General features: G+C 68.1%; 18 protein-coding genes and 1 tRNA gene. 9 read left to right on the plus strand and 10 right to left on the minus strand.

The window, feature by feature from the left end:
* Positions 1-24 precede the first annotated feature (24 nt).
* Both D514_RS24415 and D514_RS24420 read left to right on the plus strand, forming a co-directional pair.
* Positions 25-2,211, plus strand: coding sequence for an MMPL family transporter (locus tag D514_RS24415; RefSeq protein ID WP_017828914.1), 2,187 nt, complete (start codon positions 25-27; stop codon positions 2,209-2,211).
* Positions 2,212-2,251: 40 nt separating this feature from the next.
* Positions 2,252-2,324 (plus strand) — tRNA-Arg (locus tag D514_RS24420).
* 73 nt (positions 2,325-2,397) lie between these two features.
* On the opposite strand, the gene D514_RS24425 is transcribed toward D514_RS24420, so the two are convergent.
* The 3 genes from D514_RS24425 to D514_RS24435 all read right to left on the minus strand — a co-directional run bounded on the left by D514_RS24425 (position 2,398) and on the right by D514_RS24435 (position 5,014).
* Positions 2,398-2,895, minus strand: a complete 498-nt coding sequence (locus D514_RS24425; RefSeq protein ID WP_017828915.1) for an HNH endonuclease — start codon at positions 2,893-2,895, stop codon at positions 2,398-2,400.
* Positions 2,896-3,204: 309 nt separating this feature from the next.
* On the minus strand, positions 3,205-3,951 hold the full coding sequence (locus D514_RS24430; protein ID WP_017828916.1) for a M23 family metallopeptidase: 747 nt from the start codon (positions 3,949-3,951) through the stop codon (positions 3,205-3,207).
* Positions 3,952-4,312: 361 nt separating this feature from the next.
* Entirely contained in the window at positions 4,313-5,014 is a 702-nt protein-coding gene (locus D514_RS24435) for a metal-dependent transcriptional regulator (protein ID WP_017828917.1), read from the minus strand.
* Between the two features lie 101 nt (positions 5,015-5,115).
* Here D514_RS24435 and serC point away from each other — a divergent pair, with 101 nt between their 5' ends.
* Positions 5,116-6,228 (plus strand): phosphoserine transaminase, encoded by a 1,113-nt coding sequence (serC, locus tag D514_RS24440; protein WP_017828918.1) that lies wholly within the window; start codon positions 5,116-5,118, stop codon positions 6,226-6,228.
* Positions 6,229-6,238: 10 nt separating this feature from the next.
* On the opposite strand, the gene D514_RS24445 is transcribed toward serC, so the two are convergent.
* Positions 6,239-6,838: a DUF3027 domain-containing protein gene (locus D514_RS24445; RefSeq protein ID WP_020380572.1), complete on the minus strand. Its 600-nt coding sequence runs from the start codon at positions 6,836-6,838 to the stop codon at positions 6,239-6,241.
* Positions 6,822-7,202, minus strand: a complete 381-nt coding sequence (locus tag D514_RS24450) for a cold-shock protein (RefSeq protein ID WP_017828921.1) — start codon at positions 7,200-7,202, stop codon at positions 6,822-6,824. The genes D514_RS24445 and D514_RS24450 overlap by 17 nt, the downstream gene beginning before the upstream one ends.
* 118 nt (positions 7,203-7,320) lie before the next feature.
* On the opposite strand from D514_RS24450, the gene D514_RS24455 reads away from it, so the two are divergent.
* Genes D514_RS24455 through D514_RS24465 form a run of 3 tightly spaced genes read left to right on the plus strand, consistent with a single transcriptional unit; the run spans position 7,321 to position 10,994 of the window.
* Positions 7,321-7,596, plus strand: a complete 276-nt coding sequence (locus D514_RS24455; protein WP_017828922.1) for a hypothetical protein — start codon at positions 7,321-7,323, stop codon at positions 7,594-7,596.
* Between the two features lie 10 nt (positions 7,597-7,606).
* Positions 7,607-9,316 (plus strand): helicase-associated domain-containing protein, encoded by a 1,710-nt coding sequence (locus D514_RS24460; protein ID WP_017828923.1) that lies wholly within the window; start codon positions 7,607-7,609, stop codon positions 9,314-9,316.
* A 37-nt stretch (positions 9,317-9,353) separates the two neighbouring features.
* Positions 9,354-10,994, plus strand: coding sequence for a DNA repair helicase XPB (locus D514_RS24465; protein ID WP_017828924.1), 1,641 nt, complete (start codon positions 9,354-9,356; stop codon positions 10,992-10,994).
* Between the two features lie 10 nt (positions 10,995-11,004).
* Here D514_RS24465 and D514_RS24470 read toward each other — a convergent pair whose 3' ends face one another.
* On the minus strand, positions 11,005-12,036 hold the full coding sequence (locus D514_RS24470) for a CPBP family intramembrane glutamic endopeptidase (RefSeq protein WP_017828925.1): 1,032 nt from the start codon (positions 12,034-12,036) through the stop codon (positions 11,005-11,007).
* A gap of 163 nt (positions 12,037-12,199) precedes the next feature.
* Between D514_RS24470 and D514_RS24475 the strand changes: the two genes are divergently transcribed.
* From D514_RS24475 to D514_RS24485, 3 genes are all read left to right on the plus strand, one after another.
* Complete coding sequence (locus tag D514_RS24475) at positions 12,200-12,892, plus strand: response regulator transcription factor (RefSeq protein ID WP_017828926.1); 693 nt, start codon at positions 12,200-12,202, stop codon at positions 12,890-12,892.
* A gap of 61 nt (positions 12,893-12,953) precedes the next feature.
* Entirely contained in the window at positions 12,954-14,648 is a 1,695-nt protein-coding gene (locus D514_RS24480) for a cell wall metabolism sensor histidine kinase WalK (protein ID WP_017828927.1), read from the plus strand.
* A 141-nt stretch (positions 14,649-14,789) separates the two neighbouring features.
* Complete coding sequence (locus D514_RS24485) at positions 14,790-15,077, plus strand: WXG100 family type VII secretion target (RefSeq protein ID WP_017828928.1); 288 nt, start codon at positions 14,790-14,792, stop codon at positions 15,075-15,077.
* A gap of 67 nt (positions 15,078-15,144) precedes the next feature.
* On the opposite strand, the gene groL is transcribed toward D514_RS24485, so the two are convergent.
* The 4 genes from groL to D514_RS24505 all read right to left on the minus strand — a co-directional run bounded on the left by groL (position 15,145) and on the right by D514_RS24505 (position 18,808).
* Entirely contained in the window at positions 15,145-16,764 is a 1,620-nt protein-coding gene (gene groL / locus D514_RS24490; protein WP_017828929.1) for a chaperonin GroEL, read from the minus strand.
* A gap of 124 nt (positions 16,765-16,888) precedes the next feature.
* The gene (locus tag D514_RS24495) at positions 16,889-17,467 is read right to left on the minus strand and encodes a LytR C-terminal domain-containing protein (protein WP_031205557.1); all 579 of its coding nucleotides are present in this window, start codon (positions 17,465-17,467) and stop codon (positions 16,889-16,891) included.
* 81 nt (positions 17,468-17,548) lie between these two features.
* Positions 17,549-17,806 (minus strand): DUF3263 domain-containing protein, encoded by a 258-nt coding sequence (locus tag D514_RS24500; protein ID WP_017828931.1) that lies wholly within the window; start codon positions 17,804-17,806, stop codon positions 17,549-17,551.
* A 9-nt stretch (positions 17,807-17,815) separates the two neighbouring features.
* The gene (locus tag D514_RS24505; RefSeq protein WP_017828932.1) at positions 17,816-18,808 is read right to left on the minus strand and encodes a DUF2332 domain-containing protein; all 993 of its coding nucleotides are present in this window, start codon (positions 18,806-18,808) and stop codon (positions 17,816-17,818) included.
* Positions 18,809-18,843: the final 35 nt, after the last annotated feature.

Genomic DNA, 18,843 nt, shown 5'->3' on the forward strand with positions numbered 1-18,843 from the left:
CCCAGCGCACCCGAAAGGAACCCGATGTCCCGCCGCGAACCGACGCCGACCCCGCCCATGAGGGAGCGTTCACGACGACACTCCTGGGTGCGCGTCTTCCTCCCCGTGGCCCTGATCCTCGTGTGGCTGGTGGGCGCATCTCTCGGCGGCCCCCTGTTCGGCAAGGTCGACGAGGTCTCCTCCAACGAGCAGACCACCTATCTCCCCGAGTCCGCGGATGCGACCCAGGTGCAGAAGCTGCTGGGCGAGTTCAACGACAGCGATTCGATCCCGGCGATCGCCGTGTTCACCTCCGATGAGAAGCTCACCGCTGCCGAGCTCGACGCGATCTCCGGGGCTGTCTCTGATGCGCCGAAGGTCGAGGGCGTCGGGGAAGACGTCTCTCCCGCGCTCCCGTCGGATGACGGCCGCGCGGTGCAGGCCTTCATCCCGATCGACTCCGACGCCGAGCTCGCGGACGCGACGAGCGCTCTCGGGGAAGAGCTGCGCGCTGCGGTGCCCGACGGGATCACGGTCTACATCACCGGACCCGCGGGGTTCAGTGCCGACCTGGTGGCGGGCTTCGCCGGTATCGACGGCCTGCTCCTGGGCGTCGCGCTCCTCGCCGTGCTGGTCATCCTGGTGCTGGTGTATCGCTCGTTCCTGCTCCCTCTGGTCGTGCTGTCCACCAGCCTCTTCGCCCTCTGCGTCGCACTGCTCGTGGTGTGGTGGCTCGCGAAGTTCGAGATCCTGCTGCTCAGTGGCCAGACACAGGGAATCCTCTTCATCCTGGTGATCGGAGCTGCCACCGACTACGCCCTGCTGCTGGTCGCGCGCTTCCGAGAAGAGCTGCGCGTCTCGCAGGACAAGGGCACCGCCATCATGGCGGCGTGGAAGGGCTCGGTCGAGCCGATCGTCGCATCGGGCGGCACGGTGATCGCGGGGCTCCTGTGCCTGCTGCTCAGCGACCTGAAGTCGAACAGCACGCTCGGGCCGGTCGCGGCGATCGGCATCGTGTTCGCGATGCTCTCCGCCCTGACGCTGCTGCCGTCGCTGCTGCTGCTCTTCGGTCGCGCCGTCTTCTGGCCGCGACGCCCGCGCTTCGAGCCGGAGGTCGTCGCCGCAGAACACGGCATGCGCACCACGGGCCTGTGGGCGCGACTCGCCGGCTTCATCAAGCGCCGTCCGCGCGTGATCTGGATCGTGACCACGCTCGTCCTCCTCGCGGGAGCGGCGGGAGTCACCCAGCTCGATGTGGACGGCGTGCCACAGTCCGACCTGGTCCTCGGTGCATCGGAAGCGCGCGACGGACAGGTCGCGCTCGGCGAGCACTTCCCCGGCGGATCCGGCAGTCCGGTCTACGTCGTCGTCGCCGAGGGCCAGCTGCAGGACGCCGCCGACATCCTGCTCGCGAACGACGGCGTCGACGCGGTCTCCGTGACCTCCGCCGACTCCCCGAGCGGCTCGGCCCCTGTGACCGCGGACGGGATCACGTCCGTGGGCCCTCCTGGAACGCCGGTCCCCGACCCGACCACGGTGAAGGGCGATGTGCTCCTGCAGGGCACTCTGACCGATGCGGCGGACTCCGAGGCCGCAGCCTCGACGGTGCGCGAGCTTCGCGGCCAACTCGACGACGTGGATGCGCTGGTGGGAGGGGTCACGGCGACCTCGATCGACACCAACGACGCCTCGATCCACGACCGGAACCTCATCATTCCCGTCATCCTCGTCGTGATCATGTTCATCCTGATGCTGCTGTTGCGCTCGGTCCTCGCACCGGTGCTGCTGATCCTCACCACGGTGCTGTCCTTCGGCACGGCGATGGGGGTGTCGGCGCTCGTCTTCAACGGCATCTTCGCCTTCCCCGGCGCCGATCCCGCTGTTCCTCTCTTCGGGTTCGTCTTCCTCGTCGCCCTCGGCATCGACTACAACATCTTCCTGATGACGCGAGTGCGCGAGGAGTCGAAGGCGCATGGGACACGAGAGGGCATCCTGCGCGGTCTCTCGATCACCGGCGGCGTGATCACGTCGGCGGGCCTCGTCCTCGCGGCGACCTTCGCCGCGCTGTCGGTGATCCCGATCCTGTTCCTCGTGCAACTCGCCTTCATCGTCGCTTTCGGCGTGCTCCTGGACACCTTCGTCGTGCGTTCGCTGCTGGTCCCGGCGCTGACCTACGACATCGGCAAGGCGATCTGGTGGCCGTCGAAGCTGTGGCGGCGCGGGAAGGACTGAGACGTGGCGGCGTGCATCCGGTCGCTTAGACTGGATGCACGCCCTCGTAGCTCAGGGGATAGAGCAGCCCTCTCCTAAAGGGCAGGTCGCAGGTTCGAATCCTGTCGCGGGCACGACGTCGAAGAGGGGCCGCCCGAAGGGTGGCCCCTCTTCGACGTCTCAGGCCCTCGTCAGCGGGTCCCCGCGTCAGGCGGCCAGAGCGAGATACGGCTCCCATCGCGGGTCGCTGCGTTCGGTTCCGCGCACCGTCCAGGCCGTGCCGTGCGGCGGTCGAGGGGTGAAGCGCAGCTGCCAGCGCATCTCCTGCGGCGTGCGATCGCTCTTGACGTTGTTGCAGCGCAGACAGCACGCGACGAGGTTCTCCCAGGAGTCCGCTCCCCCGCGCGAGCGCGGCAGCACGTGATCGATCGTCGATGCCGCCTTCCCGCAGTATCCGCAGCGGTGGTTGTCGCGGCGGAGCACGCCGCGCCGGGTGACCGGCACACGCCTGCTCGTCGGGACCCGCACGTAGCGGGCCAGGATGATGACCGCCGGGCGATCGTAGACGCCGTGCGTGCCCCAGACGGGGTCTTCCTCGATCCGTTCGATCACGGTCGCCTTGTCGTTCATCACCAGCACCAGGGCTCGTTTGAACGACACGATCGCCAGGGGCTCGTATCCGGCATTCAGGACCAGTGTGCGCATTCGTCATCCTCTCGATCCGCCGGGACGGCTTCCCGGCACTCTCGACTCACACGAGGTCGTGCAGGAGGCAGATCGATCGCGAGGACGAAAAAAGGCGCCGTCTAAAGACAGCGCCTTTCGCGCACGGCAACGCCGTGGCATCCCTGCGGGCTATGCAGAAGGACGTGACGACCGAGGGCATCCATGGTTCGGATGCTCGGTATTCGCTCCATCAGCCTCTCCCACCTGTACGACAACGGGATCAGGCTAACCCATCGCGCTGGGTGCAGGGCGAAACAGCGGGTGAATGGAGGGAGGCGTGTCCGGAAATCAGCCGGCGTTGACCGAGAGCCAGGACATGGGCTCCACGAGTCCGCCGTTGATCCAGACCTCGAAGTGAAGGTGGTTGGCGGTCGAGCGGCCGGTGCTGCCGACATAGCCGATCAGCTGCCCGGCGGAGACCGTCTGCCCCACCTGCACCTGACGCGAGCCGTAGATCATGTGGCCGTAGGTGGTCTGCACACGCTGCCCACCGACGACGCTGTCGAGCATCACGGCGACGCCGTAACCACCGATGCTCTCTGCGGAAGCACGGACGACGCCGGCGGCGGCGGCATAGATCGGAGTTCCAGCCGGAGCGAGCATGTCGGCGCCGTTGTGCCCACCGCCCACAGTGCGGCTGACGTTCCACGAGCCCATGGGAAGCGGATAGCGCACCTCACCGGATCCCGGCGAGGTGAGCGCATAGCCCGCGGTGTTGAAACGGGATGAGGCGGTTCCTGCGGTTGAGGCGGCGGCGGCGGCACGCGCTGCGGCTGCCTCTTCCGCCTTCTTCTTCGCGATCTCCTCGGGGGTGGTCGCGCTGAAGGTGCCGCGAGCGAGAGGTGCCGCCGTGGCCTGAGAAGCGACGACGAGCGACTGCGCGTCGACGGCTGCGAGCTGCTGAACAGTCGTCGGGGCGGCTTCGCTCGGCTTCGTCGAGGCGAAGGCGGGCAGCGCGATTCCGGCGACCAGTGCACCGACGGCCCCGAAGATGGCGATGGATCGGAGTGGCTTGACGGCCTTGCGAGCACTCATGCGCGCACCGGTTCGGCGGGCGGGTACTCGGTCTTCAGATGTCTTCTTCGCGGGCGGTTCGATGTCTGCGGCCAAAACTTGGTCCTCCTGGGCCCTCGCGCTGTTCGGGTCAGCGCTGGCTCGTCGGCACTCTGCTCTCGTGGCACGAATGTAGCTCGGGTACTTTGTGCGTTCCTGCCGTGAAGACGACGAGCCTGGAAGGCAATCTTCGCGGGTTCATCTCCAGCGGGCTTCTTCGCTGGCGACCTGTCCGAGGTTACCGGAAGATAACGATCATGTCACCCCGGGAATCTGACAATCACCGCAGAAGCCTCCGGCGCCCCGCCGCTGCACTGGCGTCGGGGCCGGATTTCTCGCGGGATCAGGCCGGTTCACCCACCAGGAAGATGTGCGACGCCAGCTCCACCGGGAGTTCGAGCCCCTCGTCCTTGCCGTCCATCTGGATGAGCACGTAGCCCTCGCTGAAGCGGAAGTCTCCGTGGGCGCCAGGAACGACACCCGCATCGCGCAACTGCTCGAGCAGCTCGGGATCGACCTGAGCCGGCTCGGCGAGACGACGGACCGTTCCCTCGACGGGTGCACCCGCGGCGTTCAGACGCTGGACGAGTCCGACGACACCCTCGTCGAACGTGCGCGCGGGAACGTCTCCGAGCTGGTCGAGTCCGGGGATCGGATTGCCGTACGGCGACTCGGTGGGATGTCCGAGCAGCTCGACGAGGCGACGTTCGACCTGCTCGCTCATGACGTGCTCCCAGCGGCAGGCCTCTTCATGCACGAACGCCCAGTCGAGTCCGATGACGTCGGACAGCAGACGCTCGGCGAGCCGATGCTTGCGCATGACGTTGACGGCCTTGTTGCGCCCCGCGTCTGTGAGCTCGAGGGTGCGGTCCTCGGAGACGATGACGAGACCGTCGCGCTCCATGCGGCCGACCGTCTGCGACACGGTCGGACCGGAGTGGCCGAGACGTTCGGAGATGCGCGCGCGCAGCGGCACGATGTTCTCTTCCTCGAGTTCGAGGATGGTACGGAGATACATCTCCGTGGTGTCGATCAGATCGGTCATGTGCAGGCCCTCCGAGGTTCTTAGGCAAGCCTACATTCCCCGGCGGACATCGGACTCTCGAGCGGTCCTGCGACAGCTCGAGCGCCCCCTAGAATCGACCCATGGCGATCGAGATTCCCCGTGACCTCCTGCCCATCGACGGCCGCTTCGGCTGCGGTCCCTCGAAAGTGCGCCCTGCGCAGCTCGAGGCACTGGTCTCTTCGGGGTCGACGATCCTGGGGACATCGCATCGTCAGGCACCGGTGAAGAACCTCGTCGGCAGCGTCCGCGAGCAGCTCGCCGCCCTGTTCCGCGTGCCAGAGGGATACGAGATCATCCTCGGCAACGGCGGATCGACCGCGTTCTGGGACGCGGCAGCCTTCGGCCTCATCGAGCGCCGCAGCCAGAACCTCGTGTTCGGCGAGTTCGGCGGCAAGTTCGCCGCCTCCGCCGCCGCCCCCTGGCTCGAGGCACCCGATGTGCGCAAGGCCGAGCCCGGCTCGCTGACCGTCGCCGAGGTCGTGGAAGGCGTCGACGTGTACGCCTGGCCGCACAACGAGACCTCGACCGGCGTCGCCGCGCCGATCCAGCGCATCGCCGCCGATGGCGCACTGACCGTCATCGATGCCACGAGCGCCGCGGGAGGCATCGACTTCGATGCCACGCAGGCCGACGTGTACTACTTCGCACCGCAGAAGAACCTCGGCTCCGACGGTGGCCTGTGGTTCGCCGCGGTCTCTCCGGCCGCGATCGAGCGCATCGATCGCATCGCCGCGTCGGGTCGCTACATCCCCGAGTTCCTGAGCCTGAAGAACGCGGTCGACAACTCGCGGCTCAACCAGACGTTGAACACCCCGGCGCTGACGACCCTGCACCTGCTCGACAGCCAGCTGCGCTGGATCCTCGACAACGGGGGCCTCGCCTGGGCGGCGGCCCGCACCGCCGAGTCGTCCTCGGTTCTGTACGACTGGGCCGAGGCCTCGTCCGTCGCGACGCCGTTCGTCACGGATGCCGCGCACCGCTCGCCCGTGGTCGCCACGATCGACTTCGACGACAGCATCGATGCCGCGGCGATCGCGAAGACTCTCCGCACGAACGGGATCGTCGACACGGAGCCGTATCGCAAGCTCGGGCGCAACCAGCTGCGCGTGGCCACATTCGTCTCGATCGAGCCGGATGACGTGCGTCAGCTGACCCGATCGATCGAGTACGTGCTGGAGAACCTGGGCGCCTGAGCGCCCGGAGTCACTCCTCCTCGTCGACCTCGCCGGCGTCCTCATCGAGGGCGTCGGCGTCCTCATCGAGGGCGTCGGCGTCGTCGTCTTCCGGCTCTTCGTCTTCGGCGGCGCCGTCGTCGAGCTCGTCGATGTCCACGCCGTCCAGATCACCGGCGTGCAGGATGTCTGCTTCACCGTCGTCGAGGTCGTCGTCATCGAGGTCGTCGTCGTCGAGGCCTTCGCCGACCAACGCCTCGTCACCGATCGCCACGTCGTCACCGGCAGCAGCAGCCGCCTCGGCGAGCTCGACCTGATGGGCGCGGTACTCGGCCAGCCTCTCGGCCCAGGGGACCCATTCCGGCGCGAGCAGCGCGCCGTCGCCGGGCAGGAGTTCGATTTCGAGGACGGTCGGCTCCTCGCCTTCGACGCGCGCGACGGTCACCGTCCAGAACCACCCCGGGTAGCCGGGGAGTCGGTTCTGGAAGCGCAACGAGACCGAGCCGTCTTCCTCGGCGAGGTATCCGGCGGCGGGGCCGACGGTGGATGCCGGGGTGATCTCGGCCAGCGCGGCCAATGCGAGGTCGTGGGCGGCGATGAGACGCGCGTCGGCGTCAGGCGTCGAGGTCATCAGCGACCTTGCGCAGGACGGCCGCGATCTTGCGGCCCTGTCCGGAAGAGGGGTAGCGTCCGCGACGCAGATCCCCGCCGATGCCGTCGAGGAGCTTCACGAGGTCTTCGACGATGATGGCCATGTCGTCGGCCGGCTTGCGCTTGGCCTTCGAGAGGCTGGGCGGCGCCTCGAGCACACGCACCGACAGCGCCTGCAGTCCGCGCTTACCGTCGGCGACGCCGAACTCCACGCGCGCACCGGCCTTCACCGCGGTGCCGGTGGGCATCGCGGAGGCGTGCAGGAAGACGTCCTGGCCGTCATCGCTGGCGATGAAGCCGAAACCCTTGTCTTCGTCGTAGAACCTGACCTTGCCGGTGGGCATGGGAGAACCTCGCTGAGATCGATATGCAGAACAGTGGACGCGCTCGTGCGCGTGCCCCCAGCCTACCGGTCGTGGCGCGCGCACAGCCGAAGGTCTCAGTGCGAGTAGGCTGATGCGGATGAGCACGCAGAATTCCGAACCGGAGGTTCCCATCCGCCGGCTGGATCGTATCCTGGCGTTCACCGCGCTCGGAATCGCCGCGGCGTCCGTGGTGTGCTTCTTCGCGATCATCATCGGCACCGCGCTCGGGATGGACCAGGCCGCGTTCGGTGAGGGCATCTGGCCTGTCGTCGCCGCGATCCCCTACTGGGGACTGCCGGTCGCCTTCCTCATGATCATCACGCTCCTGACGATGAGCTTCATCCGGAAGGGACGCGCGTCTTCGCGTTCCTGAGGCATCGGCCATGAGCACTCACGCGCGACCGCTGGCGGATTGGCTGGCGGCAGCGAGCGATGACGACCTCCGCCATCTCTTCCGCGCACGGGGCGTGCGAGCGGATGCACCGTGGCACGACTTCTTCGATGCCGCTGAGGCACTGCTCGATCCGGCATCGCTGACGCGTGTGCTCCCCACGCTCACGGCATCAGAGGCGAGCGCGCTGGTCTCCGCCGCTTCCGGACAGGACGCCGGACGCGAGACGGAACGGCTGAAAGCGCTCGCGCTGCTCCGTCCCGACGGCACGCCCTATCCTCCGGTGGTCACCGCGATCGCCGGGCGCACCGCCTCCGGACCGCCCGCTCAAGCACCGGCACCGGCGTCGTCCGAGGCTGCCGCGGCGCACGCGGCCGAGCGCGCCTTCACGACCGTGGCCGTACTCGCCGACCTTCTCATGATCGCGAGGGAGAGCCCTTTCGCCCTGCTCACCGGCGGTGGGGTCAGTGCCGGCGAGAAGCGTCAGCTCGCCGAAGCCGGCGTCGCCGCCGAGATCGTCGACACCCTCGCCGCCATCGCACTCCAGTCCGGGCTCGCCGTCTCCGCAGACCGGCGGCTGCGCTCGAGCCAGTCGGCGGAGGACTGGCTGCGCTCGTCCGCCGCCGATCGATGGGCGGTCCTTGCCACCGCGTTCCGCGACGCGCTGCCACGAGGAGTCCGCTCCGAGACCGGCGGATGGATCCCGCCCGAGGTGTGGCCGTTCGCACACCCGTGGGATCCCGCATGGGCCGAGCGTTCGCGCACCCTGCAGGAAGCGGCGTCGCTGCTCGGTCTGATCGCCGAGGACGGAACCGAACCCGAGTGGGCCGTGAGCCTGCGTCGCGGGGATGCCGCGGACCCGGAGGCCCTCGTGCGCCTGCTGCCGACCGAAGTCGACCGCATCTTCTTGCAGAACGACCTGACGGCGATCGCGCCGGGTCCGCTGGAGCCGGCGCTCGATGTGCGACTGCGCACGATCGCGGCCCGTGAGTCCGCAGCCCAGGCGTCGTCCTACCGCTTCACCTCCGAGTCGGTGGCGCACGCGTTCGTCGCAGGCGAGACCGAGCAGTCGATCCTCGATTTCCTCTCCTCCGTCTCCCTCACGGGTCTCCCTCAGCCCCTCAGCTATCTGATCGCCCAGACCGCCCAGCGACACGGACTGGTCCGCGTCTCAACCGATGACGAGACCGGCCGCACGCGGATCGAGAGCTCCGACTCGCACCTCATCCAGGCGATGGCGGTGGATCAGTCCCTGCGCCCGCTCGCCCTCACCGCGCACCTCGACGCCCTGACCACCCGCGTCGGTCGGGACACGGTGTACTGGGCGCTCACCGATGCGCGATATCCGGCGACGCTCGTCGGCCCGGACGGCGCACTGCTCGTCCGCGAGCGCCATCCGGCGCCCCCGTCGTCGGCATCGACCGGGAACTCGATCGACCTGATGCCGCTGATCGCCCGGTTGCGTTCGCATCAGGGACCGGATGCCGATGCCGCGTGGCTCGACCGCGAGCTCGAGGCGGCCGTGCGCGCGAAGTCCGTCCTCCAGGTCACCGTCGGGATGCCGGACGGATCCACCAGGGAACTCCTCCTGGAAGCGACAGGGATCGGCGGCGGCAGACTCCGCGGACGAGACCGGGCGGCCGACGTGGAGCGGACCCTCCCCGTGTCGAGCATCCTCGCAGCGACGATCGTCGCGCCGTAGAGCCCTGCACCTGTCTCGACCGCTAAACTGGTGAGCTATGTCTGATGGCCCACTGATCGTCCAGAGCGATCGCACCGTGCTGCTCGAAGTCGCCCATGCCGACGCCGAGAGCGCCCGCCACGAGCTGGCGATCTTCGCCGAGCTGGAACGCGCCCCCGAGCACATCCACACCTACCGGATCACGCGTCTGGGGCTGTGGAACGCCAGAGCCGCAGGGCACACCGCCGAAGACATGCTCGAGACGCTCGATCGCTGGTCGCGCTTCCCCGTGCCGCCCTCCGTGTCCGTCGACCTGCGCGAGACGGTGAACCGCTACGGGCGGCTGGTCATCGAACGCGACGACGAGGGAACCCTGATCCTGCGCTCCTCCGATCCCGCCGTGCTGGCGCAGGTCGCGAACAACAAGCGCATCCAGCCGCTGCTCATCGGCCACCCGACGCCTGAGACGTTCGTCGTCGATGCCTGGGCTCGCGGGCAGATCAAGCAGGAGCTGCTGAAGATCGGCTGGCCCGCCGAGGACCTCGCCGGGTACACCCCGGGAACACCGCACGAGATCGACCTGGCCGAGGACGGCTGGCACATCCGCCCCTACCAGCAGGATGCCGTGGATGCCTTCTCGAAGGACGGCTCCGGCGTCGTCGTGCTCCCCTGTGGCGCCGGCAAGACGATCGTGGGCGCCGGCGCGATGGCCGCGACCAAGACCACCACGTTGATCCTCGTCACCAACACCGTCTCGGCCCGCCAATGGCGCGACGAGCTGCTCAAGCGCACCAGCCTCACTCCCGAGGAGATCGGCGAGTATTCGGGCCAGGCCAAAGAGGTCAAGCCCGTCACGATCGCGACCTACCAGATCCTGACCGCGAAGCGTAAGGGCGAGTACGCGCACCTGGCCCTGCTCGATGCCCTCGACTGGGGACTCATCGTGTACGACGAGGTGCACCTGCTGCCGGCTCCAGTGTTCAAGCTCACCGCCGACCTGCAGGCGCGTCGACGCATCGGCCTCACCGCCACCCTCGTGCGCGAGGACGGACGCGAGGGCGACGTCTTCAGCCTGATCGGCCCCAAGCGCTTCGACGCTCCCTGGAAGCAGATCGAGGCGCAGGGCTTCATCTCCCCCGCCGCCTGCTACGAGGTGCGCGTCGATCTGCCGCCGAGCGACCGGCTCGAATACGCCGCGGCGACCGACGACGAACGCTATCGCCTGGCGGCCTCCGCCCCGGCCAAGGTCCAGGCGGTGCGTGAGCTCATCGCCAAGCACGAGGGCGAGCGCATCCTCGTGATCGGACAGTATCTCGATCAGCTCGAGTCTTTGTCCGAGGCGCTGAACGCGCCGCAGATCACCGGCGCGACCCCCATCGACGAGCGCGAAGAGCTCTACCGCGCCTTCCGCGAAGGCGACATCTCGCTCCTCGTGGTCTCCAAGGTGGCGAACTTCTCGATCGACCTCCCTGAGGCCTCGGTCGCGATCCAGGTGTCCGGCTCCTTCGGATCACGTCAGGAGGAGGCCCAGCGACTGGGTCGTCTGCTGCGCCCGAAGCAGTCAGGACACACCGCGAGCTTCTACACGCTCGTCGCCCGCGACACGATCGATCAGGACTACGCCCAGAACCGCCAGCGTTTCCTGGCCGAGCAGGGCTACAGCTACACGATCATGGACTCGGACGCGATCGCCGCCTGACCGCGGAAGATCACGCTCGGGCGGAACGTCCCTGCAGGGCGAGGCCGAGGTGATGGGTACCGGTCGCCCCCACGGTGGGAAATGCGGCCCGCGCCGTGCGTGCGATCCCGAGCCTCGCCGCCCAACGGTCGGCGAGCAGGGCGTAGACGACCATGGCCAGCGCCGACGCGAGAAGGTCGACAGCCGTGCCCGACGTCGCGTTGGCGTCGACCAAGGTGACGGATCCGAGCAGGAAGATGAGCACGTTGTTGACGATGTGCAGCGAGATCGCCGCCTCGAGTCCGCCCGTGCGCCAGGTCAGCCAGGCGGCGACGATCGCGAACATGCCCACGCTGGCCGCGCCCCAGATGTCGTAGCCGTGACCGAGCACGAACAGCGGCACGGGCAGGAGGATGGCGAAGGCGGGATGACGCAGCCATCCCCCGACCAGCTGCATCAGATACCCGCGGAACACGTACTCCTCGGCCGCGGCCTGGAAGGGGATCAGCAGCAGCACGAGCAGCACCATGATCCACAGTCCCGGGTGCGAGAAGTCGGCGGTCACCGCGTCGCCGCTGAGCGCCGACCACCCCAGCACGACGGCGAAGTAGACGACGAACACCGCGAGTGCCAACAGCAGAGTCCTGCCGAGCCATCCCATCCGCAGACGCCCGGTGACGGACGACAGCAGACCGACCCCCCGTCCCTCGACGATCCGCGAGGCCAGCAGCAGGGCGGGGATCATCAGGATCAGCGGCAGCACCAGCGCCACGAGCAGCCACGGGCGGTCGAGGTCGAAATATTGCGACGTCGTGAGGAGCACCTGCGCATCGATGCCCCACCCCGGGACGAGCATCGACACGATGGCCAGCGGCACGATCACGATCAGCAGGATCGCGATGTAGAGGGCGATGCCGACGAGCCCGGTCAGCAGCATGCGCCACCAGCGATACCGCGGCCGCAGGCGTGCCAGCCGGTGGTAGGCGAGCTGCTCGACACCGGGCAGTCCGGCCTGTGCGACGGTGTTTCCGGGGGCGGGGGTGGCGTCCTCGTTCAAGCTCATACCTCGATCCTCCCGTGCGCAGCTGTGCGCCGCATCCGACCGTGGGACGATCTCGGCTCCCGCCGTCCACCTGCCGTGCGCCCGGCTCGTTCGAAGGGGGCGACTCCACGCCGTTCCGCACAATAGTCAGCATCCACATGGCCGGAGTCACCATAATGGGGACATGACTGCTCCGCGCATCCTGGTCGTCGATGACGAACCCAACATCCGCGACCTGCTCTCCACGGGTCTCAGCTTCGCCGGATTCCAGGTGAAGACGGTCGCCAACGGCGCCGCCACGATCTCGGCCGTCCTCGAAGAGGAGCCAGACCTCATCATCCTGGATGTCATGCTGCCCGACATGAACGGGTTCAGCGTGACCAAGCGCCTCCGCGGCGCGGGTTTCACCGCCCCGATCCTGTTCCTGACGGCGAAGGACGGCACCGACGACAAGATCGAAGGCCTCAACGCGGGTGGCGACGACTACGTCACCAAACCGTTCAGCCTCGACGAGATCGTCGCCAGGGCCCAGGCGATCCTCCGCCGCACGATGCAGGCCGACGAGGAGTCGATCATCCGCGCCGGTGAGCTCTCCATGGATCAGGACACGCACGACGTCCACGTCGGCAAGGAGCCGATCGAATTGAGCCCGACGGAGTTCAAGCTGCTCCGCTACCTGATGCTCAACCCGAACCGCGTGCTGTCGAAGGCCCAGATCCTCGACCACGTCTGGGAGTACGACTTCAACGGCGACGCCGGCATCGTGGAGAGCTACATCTCCTACCTCCGCCGCAAGATCGATCCGCACACCGAAGAGTCGTTGATCCAGACCAAGCGCGGCTTCGGCTACATGCTCAAGGTCGGCAAGACGGTCTGACGACCACCGCACCACCATCGACGCCGCCCCGCGGCGGAGTCGCCGCATGAGGGAGGACCGCATGGCGCACAAGCCCGATGCGGTCACCAGCTGGTGGCGACGCATCAGCCTTCGGGCGAAGGTCACCGGCGTCACGGTCGCGGTGCTCGCCCTCGGCCTGCTCGTCGCGGGTATCGGCACGGTGCCGATCCTGCGCAACGCCCTGGTCGCGAACATCGACGCCCAGCTTCCCGCCCTGGTCTCCAGCGACCTGGTCGATCGCTACTTCGACACCGTGACGGTCGATGGCGTCAGCACCTACAGTCCCCGCGACGAGCAGCCTCGGGACTTCTCCTTCGCGATCTACGACGCGACGGGCGAGCTCCGTGCGGCGGCACGCGGCACCTCGGGCCAGGCGCCACTGTTCCCCGCGCGGTACTCGCTCGCGAAAGCGACGGCCAACACCGACCAGATCCCGCTCGAGATGGAGGGAGCCGACGGCGAGCGCTTCCATGCCGCCGTCGCTGTGGTCCCCTCGGAGGGCGGGGTGCTGCGCATTCAGCTGGTGGCCCTGCCGCTCTCGCCTGCCGATCGCATCATCAGCCAGTACTTCGGCATCTACATCACGATCGCCCTGATCACCATCCTGATCGCCGCACTCCTCACGCGTGGACTCGTGACACTGACGTTCCGCAGGCTCGGCCAGGTCGAGGCGACAGCCATGTCGATCGCCGCCGGCGACTTCCGGCAGCGGCTGACCGACCTGGAGCCGACCACAGAGGTCGGGCGGCTGAACACCGCCATCAACACGATGCTCGATCGCGTCGACCGCTCTCTCGCGCAGCGGGACCGCACGGTGCAGCACATGCGGCGGTTCATCGGCGATGCGAGCCACGAGCTGCGCACGCCGCTGGTGAGCGTCCGCGGCTACGCGGAGCTGTACCGGATGGGCGCGATCAAGGGCGAGGAGGATACGGCCAGGGCCATGGAGCGCATCGAGAAGGAAGCCATCAGGATGGGTGTCCTGGTGGAGGACCTTCTCGCTCTCGCCCGGTTGGACGAGGAACGCGAGCCGGAGATCGTGCCGCTCGATCTGCGGCCGATCGCGAGGGACGCCGCCCTCGATCTGCGTGCCGCGGCCCCCGGACGCACGGTCACCGTGATCGACCGCACCGCCGACAGCAAGACCGTGATCCCCGTTCACGAGATGCCACCGCTTCAGCCGCCGCAACCCCCGGCCCCGCGCGGCCTGTCGCGCGCCACGCTCTCGCGCCTTCGCCGTCGTCCCCGGCCGCAGGAGCAGGCTCCAGCCATCGACTTCACCGAGGTCACCGATCTCCCCGTGCGCACACCGCCGATCGTGCTCGGCGAGGAGAACAAGGTCCGTCAGGTGGTCACCAATCTGCTGGGCAATGCGCGCCGATTCTCTCCGGAAGACGGTCCGATCGAGATCGTCGTCGACTCGGACCGCGTCGCGGGAACCGGAAGCATCGCGATCGTCGATCACGGCGAGGGGATCCCTCCGCAGATCCGGGAGCAGATCTTCGAGCGGTTCTGGCGAGCCGACACCTCACGTGCCAGGGAGACGGGAGGCTCCGGCCTCGGGCTCGCCATCGTCGCATCGATCCTGAAGGCCCTGCACGGCGGCGTCGACGTCTCGGAGACCCCTGGTGGCGGCGCGACGTTCACCGTCACACTTCCTCTCGCACCGGCGCAGGCCACGCCCGCGCATCTCCTCGAGGACACGCAGCCTCTGGAACGGCTCGATCTGCCCTGAGCCCGGGCCCGGACCGCCTGCACTCCTGCACCGCCGCTGCCGCGCACCGATTGCGCACAGCACGCGGAGCTCGCTGTCTTCGTCGGCGCCCACGGCAGCGGCGTCCGCTTAGCCTCGGAACCCCTACGAGAAGGAGTTCCCATGTCTGTCTTCACCGTCGACACCGAAGCCGTCCATGCCGCCCACACAGCGACACGCGCCACCATCGAGCGCTTGCAGAGCGAGTCCGCGACCCTGATGGCTCAGCTCCGCCAGCTGCAGTCGACCTGGTCGGGGACGGCGTCCAACGCCTTCCAGACGTGCGCGGAGCAGTGGCAGGGCGCTCAGGTCCACGTGGAGCAGGTGCTCGACTCGATCGGCACCTCTCTCGGCTCGGTCGCCACCCAGTACGCAGACGCCGATCAGTACTCAGCCAGTCTGTTCCGGTGACACCGCCTCGGCGTCAACGCAGAACGCCCCCGGCCAAAGCCGGGGGCGTTCTGTCAGGAGAGCGGGATCAGAAGTCCATGCCACCCGACGGGTCACCCATGGGAGCTGCAGCCTTCTCGGGCTTGTCAGCGACGACGACCTCGGTGGTGAGGAAGAGAGCCGCGATCGAGGCTGCGTTCTGCAGTGCCGAGCGGGTCACCTTCGCCGGGTCGATGATTCCCGCGGCGAACATGTCGACGTACTCACCCGTGGCCGCGTTGAGGCCCTGGCCCGAGGGGAGCTCGGAGACCTTGTTCGCGACGACACCCGGCTCGAGACCGGCGTTCAGCGCGATCTGCTTGAGCGGAGCCTCGATCGCGACGCGGACGATGTTCGCTCCGGTCGCCTCGTCGCCCGAGAGCGAGAGGGAGTCGAGGGCCTTGGTGCCCGACTGGATGAGCGCGACGCCACCACCGGGGACGATACCCTCCTCGACGGCTGCCTTCGCGTTGCGAACGGCGTCCTCGATGCGGTGCTTGCGCTCCTTGAGCTCGACCTCGGTCGCGGCTCCGGCCTTGATGACGGCAACGCCACCGGCGAGCTTCGCCAGACGCTCCTGGAGCTTCTCGCGGTCGTAGTCGCTGTCGGTGTTCTCGATCTCGCGACGGATCTGCGTGACGCGACCTTCGATCTGGTCTGCCTCGCCGGCACCCTCGACGATGGTGGTCTCGTCCTTGGTGACGATCACCTTGCGTGCACGACCGAGCAGGTCGAGCGTGGCGTTCTCGAGCTTGAGGCCGACCTCTTCGGTGATGACCTGACCACCGGTGAGGATCGCGATGTCCTGCAGCTGCGCCTTGCGGCGGTCGCCGAAGCCGGGAGCCTTGACGGCGACCGACTTGAAGATGCCCTTGAGCTTGTTCAGCACGAGCGTCGCGAGAGCCTCGCCCTCGACGTCCTCGGCGATGATGACGAGCTCCTTGCCGTCCTGGATCACCTTGTCGACGATGGGCAGGAGGTCCTTGATGTTGGAGACCTTCTGGTTCGCGATGAGGATGTACGGGTCCTCGAAGACCGCCTCCTGGCGCTCCGGGTCCGTGACGAAGTAGGGGTTCAGGTAACCCTTGTCGAAGCGCATGCCCTCGGTGAGCTCGAGCTCGGTGCCGAACGTCTGCGACTCCTCGACGGTGACGACGCCCTCCTTGCCGACCTTGTCGATCGCCTCGGCGATGAGCTCGCCGATCGCGGGGTCAGCAGCGGAGATCGAGGCCGTGGCGGCGATCTGCTCCTTGGAGTCGATCTCCTTGGCGCTGGCGAGCAGCTCCTCGGTGATCGCGGCGACGGCCTTCTCGATGCCGCGCTTGAGCGAGATGGGGTCGGCGCCGGCTGCGACGTTGCGCAGACCCTCGCGGACCAGAGCCTGGGCGAGGACCGTGGCGGTCGTGGTGCCGTCACCTGCGACGTCGTCGGTCTTCTTGGCGACCTCCTTGACGAGCTCCGCGCCGATCTTCTCGTACGGGTCGTCCAGCTCGATCTCCTTGGCGATGGAGACGCCGTCGTTCGTGATGGTGGGGGCGCCCCACTTCTTCTCGAGAACGACGTTGCGGCCGCGCGGGCCGAGGGTGACCTTGACCGCGTCGGCGAGGATGTTCAGGCCGCGCTCGAGGCCGCGGCGGGCCTCCTCATCGAAAGCAATGATCTTTGCCATGAGTTTTTTCGTCCCTCCTGGACGTAGACGTTGGGTTTAGCACTCAGAGTGAGAGAGTGCTAACGCCATTCTGGCACTCGACACCTTCGAGTGCAAGCCGCCGGAGGTGAGGTCCACCCCGAGGTCAGGGGGCCGGAGTCTCCCCGGGCGTCTCGGACGCCGAGCTCGATCGATCGAGGCCGATCACCACCGTGAACTGCTTCTGACCGTCCTCCGTCTGACCGGAGTAGTAGTCGCTCTGCTGCACGGCTGCGCCGCCGAGGAGGTTCGCCAACCCGATCGCGGCGAGCTCGTCTTCGTCGTTGAGGTAGAAGACCGTCGTGGCGGCGAAGTCCTGGCTGGAGCTGTCGCCCGCGAAGACGATGTCCGACGCCCACCCGTTGTTGATGAGCAGGTCCCTCATCTGCGTGTCCAGACCCTCGTCCGGCGTGCCGTTGAGGATCAGCACGGAGATCGAGGTGTCCACCACACCGGTCTCCTCCGGAGTGGGGACGGCGGTGGGCACGGCCTCGGGGAAGAGCGAGACGCGACCCATCACCACGAGGGACCCGAAGATCCCACCGATGATGAGCACGAGCGCGGCGACGAAGGACCACAGCAGTACGACCCAGCCGTTCATCCCCGGCGCTTCAGCGCGGTGCGCTCCTACGCGTCCGGAGGAACGGGGAACGTCATCGAAGCGATCGCGGGAGGGCTTGGACACCCCTCGATGCTAGCGGCACCTTCCTGGCAATCCGTTCCTCGGCGCGGATCATGCGACCCATGAGGCTGTCGGCGCGTGCGCTCAGCCCACGAAACCCGGCGTCCTGGCCGAGCGCTGCCTGGCGCGGGAATCCCGGATCCGACGCAGTCTCCGCACCAGCATCGGGTCGTACTCCAGAGCGGCTTCCGATTCGATCAGTCGCCCGAGGAGCTGGTAGTAGCGCGCGGCGCTCATCCCCAGCTGGGCGCGGATGACCTCTTCCTTGGCCGAGCCGTGGCGCGGCCACGCGACCTCCATCGCGAGGATCGCGCGGTCGCGCTCCGTGAGATCTCCGAGCATGGGTCCAGGTTAGGACGCATCCGCGGGGACGGCCGTTCGCCACTCCCACCGGGCGCCGAGAGGATCCGCGGCCGCACGCACGTTCCCGTCGATCGCGACGACGAAGCCCGGCCAACCTTCCGTGTCCACCGGAGGCTTCCAGACATCGAGCGCACCGGGCGGATCGATCGTGACCCAGTGCGCGTCCAGGGCGGAGATGCGCGCGATCAGCGCGCTCCTGCGCTCCCGCGGGATGTGCACCAGAACACCGGGTGTCGTGATGACGAGCGTCGCCTCCATCGGCGCGGCGGCCGCGAGCGCCTCGATGCCCTCCAGAGCATCCCCGGCGACGAGCAGAGGCGGATCGGATGCCGCGATATCCAGCGCGGCATCGATGCGCTCCTGCCTTCCCCTCTCCCCCGGCCACACGAGTCCGCGCAGCCAACTCCGATCCCGTTCGTCCGCCGCATCCAGCGGAGCCAGATCGATACCTGCCCGCCAGATGATCTCCGGAAGACGCATCCGGGGCAGAGATCCGGTCACCGTGCTCTCCAGCACGACCGTCGACGGCCCCTCTGCGGGGTCGAGCGCGGCTCGGAGCGCGCCGTCCTCCCCGATGAAGCGATACGAGTAGCGGTCCGGGTAGAGGCACAGTCCCGCAGAGGCTCCGACCTCGAGCAATGCGATCGGGCCGTCGATCTCGGACAGCACGGGAAGCAGCGCGGCGAGGCGGAGCGGCTCATTGGTCTGCAGGCTGCGACTCGCGCACTCCGCGACGACCTCGTCGGCGTTGCGGAGCACGAACTCCCGCCACTGCGGATACGCCTCGAGTCCGGCGCCGAGCATCCGGGTCACGGCGAACACGAGGGGCGGCTGCCTCCGCGTCTCCGGAATCCGCAGCAGGACGCCCCGCACCTCTTCGTCAGCGGCGACTCCGGCGGCCCACGCCGCGTAGAGGGCGCTGCGACCGGGCGCCTCGTCGCGGGCGAATCGTGCGTAGCGCTCCTGCACAGCATCCGTCATCCGTCCATTCTGACCCGGAGCGCCCGAGACCTCGC

Origin of the sequence: Microbacterium sp. UCD-TDU (genome assembly GCF_000340625.1) — a bacterium.
GTDB classification, from domain to species: domain Bacteria; phylum Actinomycetota; class Actinomycetes; order Actinomycetales; family Microbacteriaceae; genus Microbacterium; species Microbacterium maritypicum.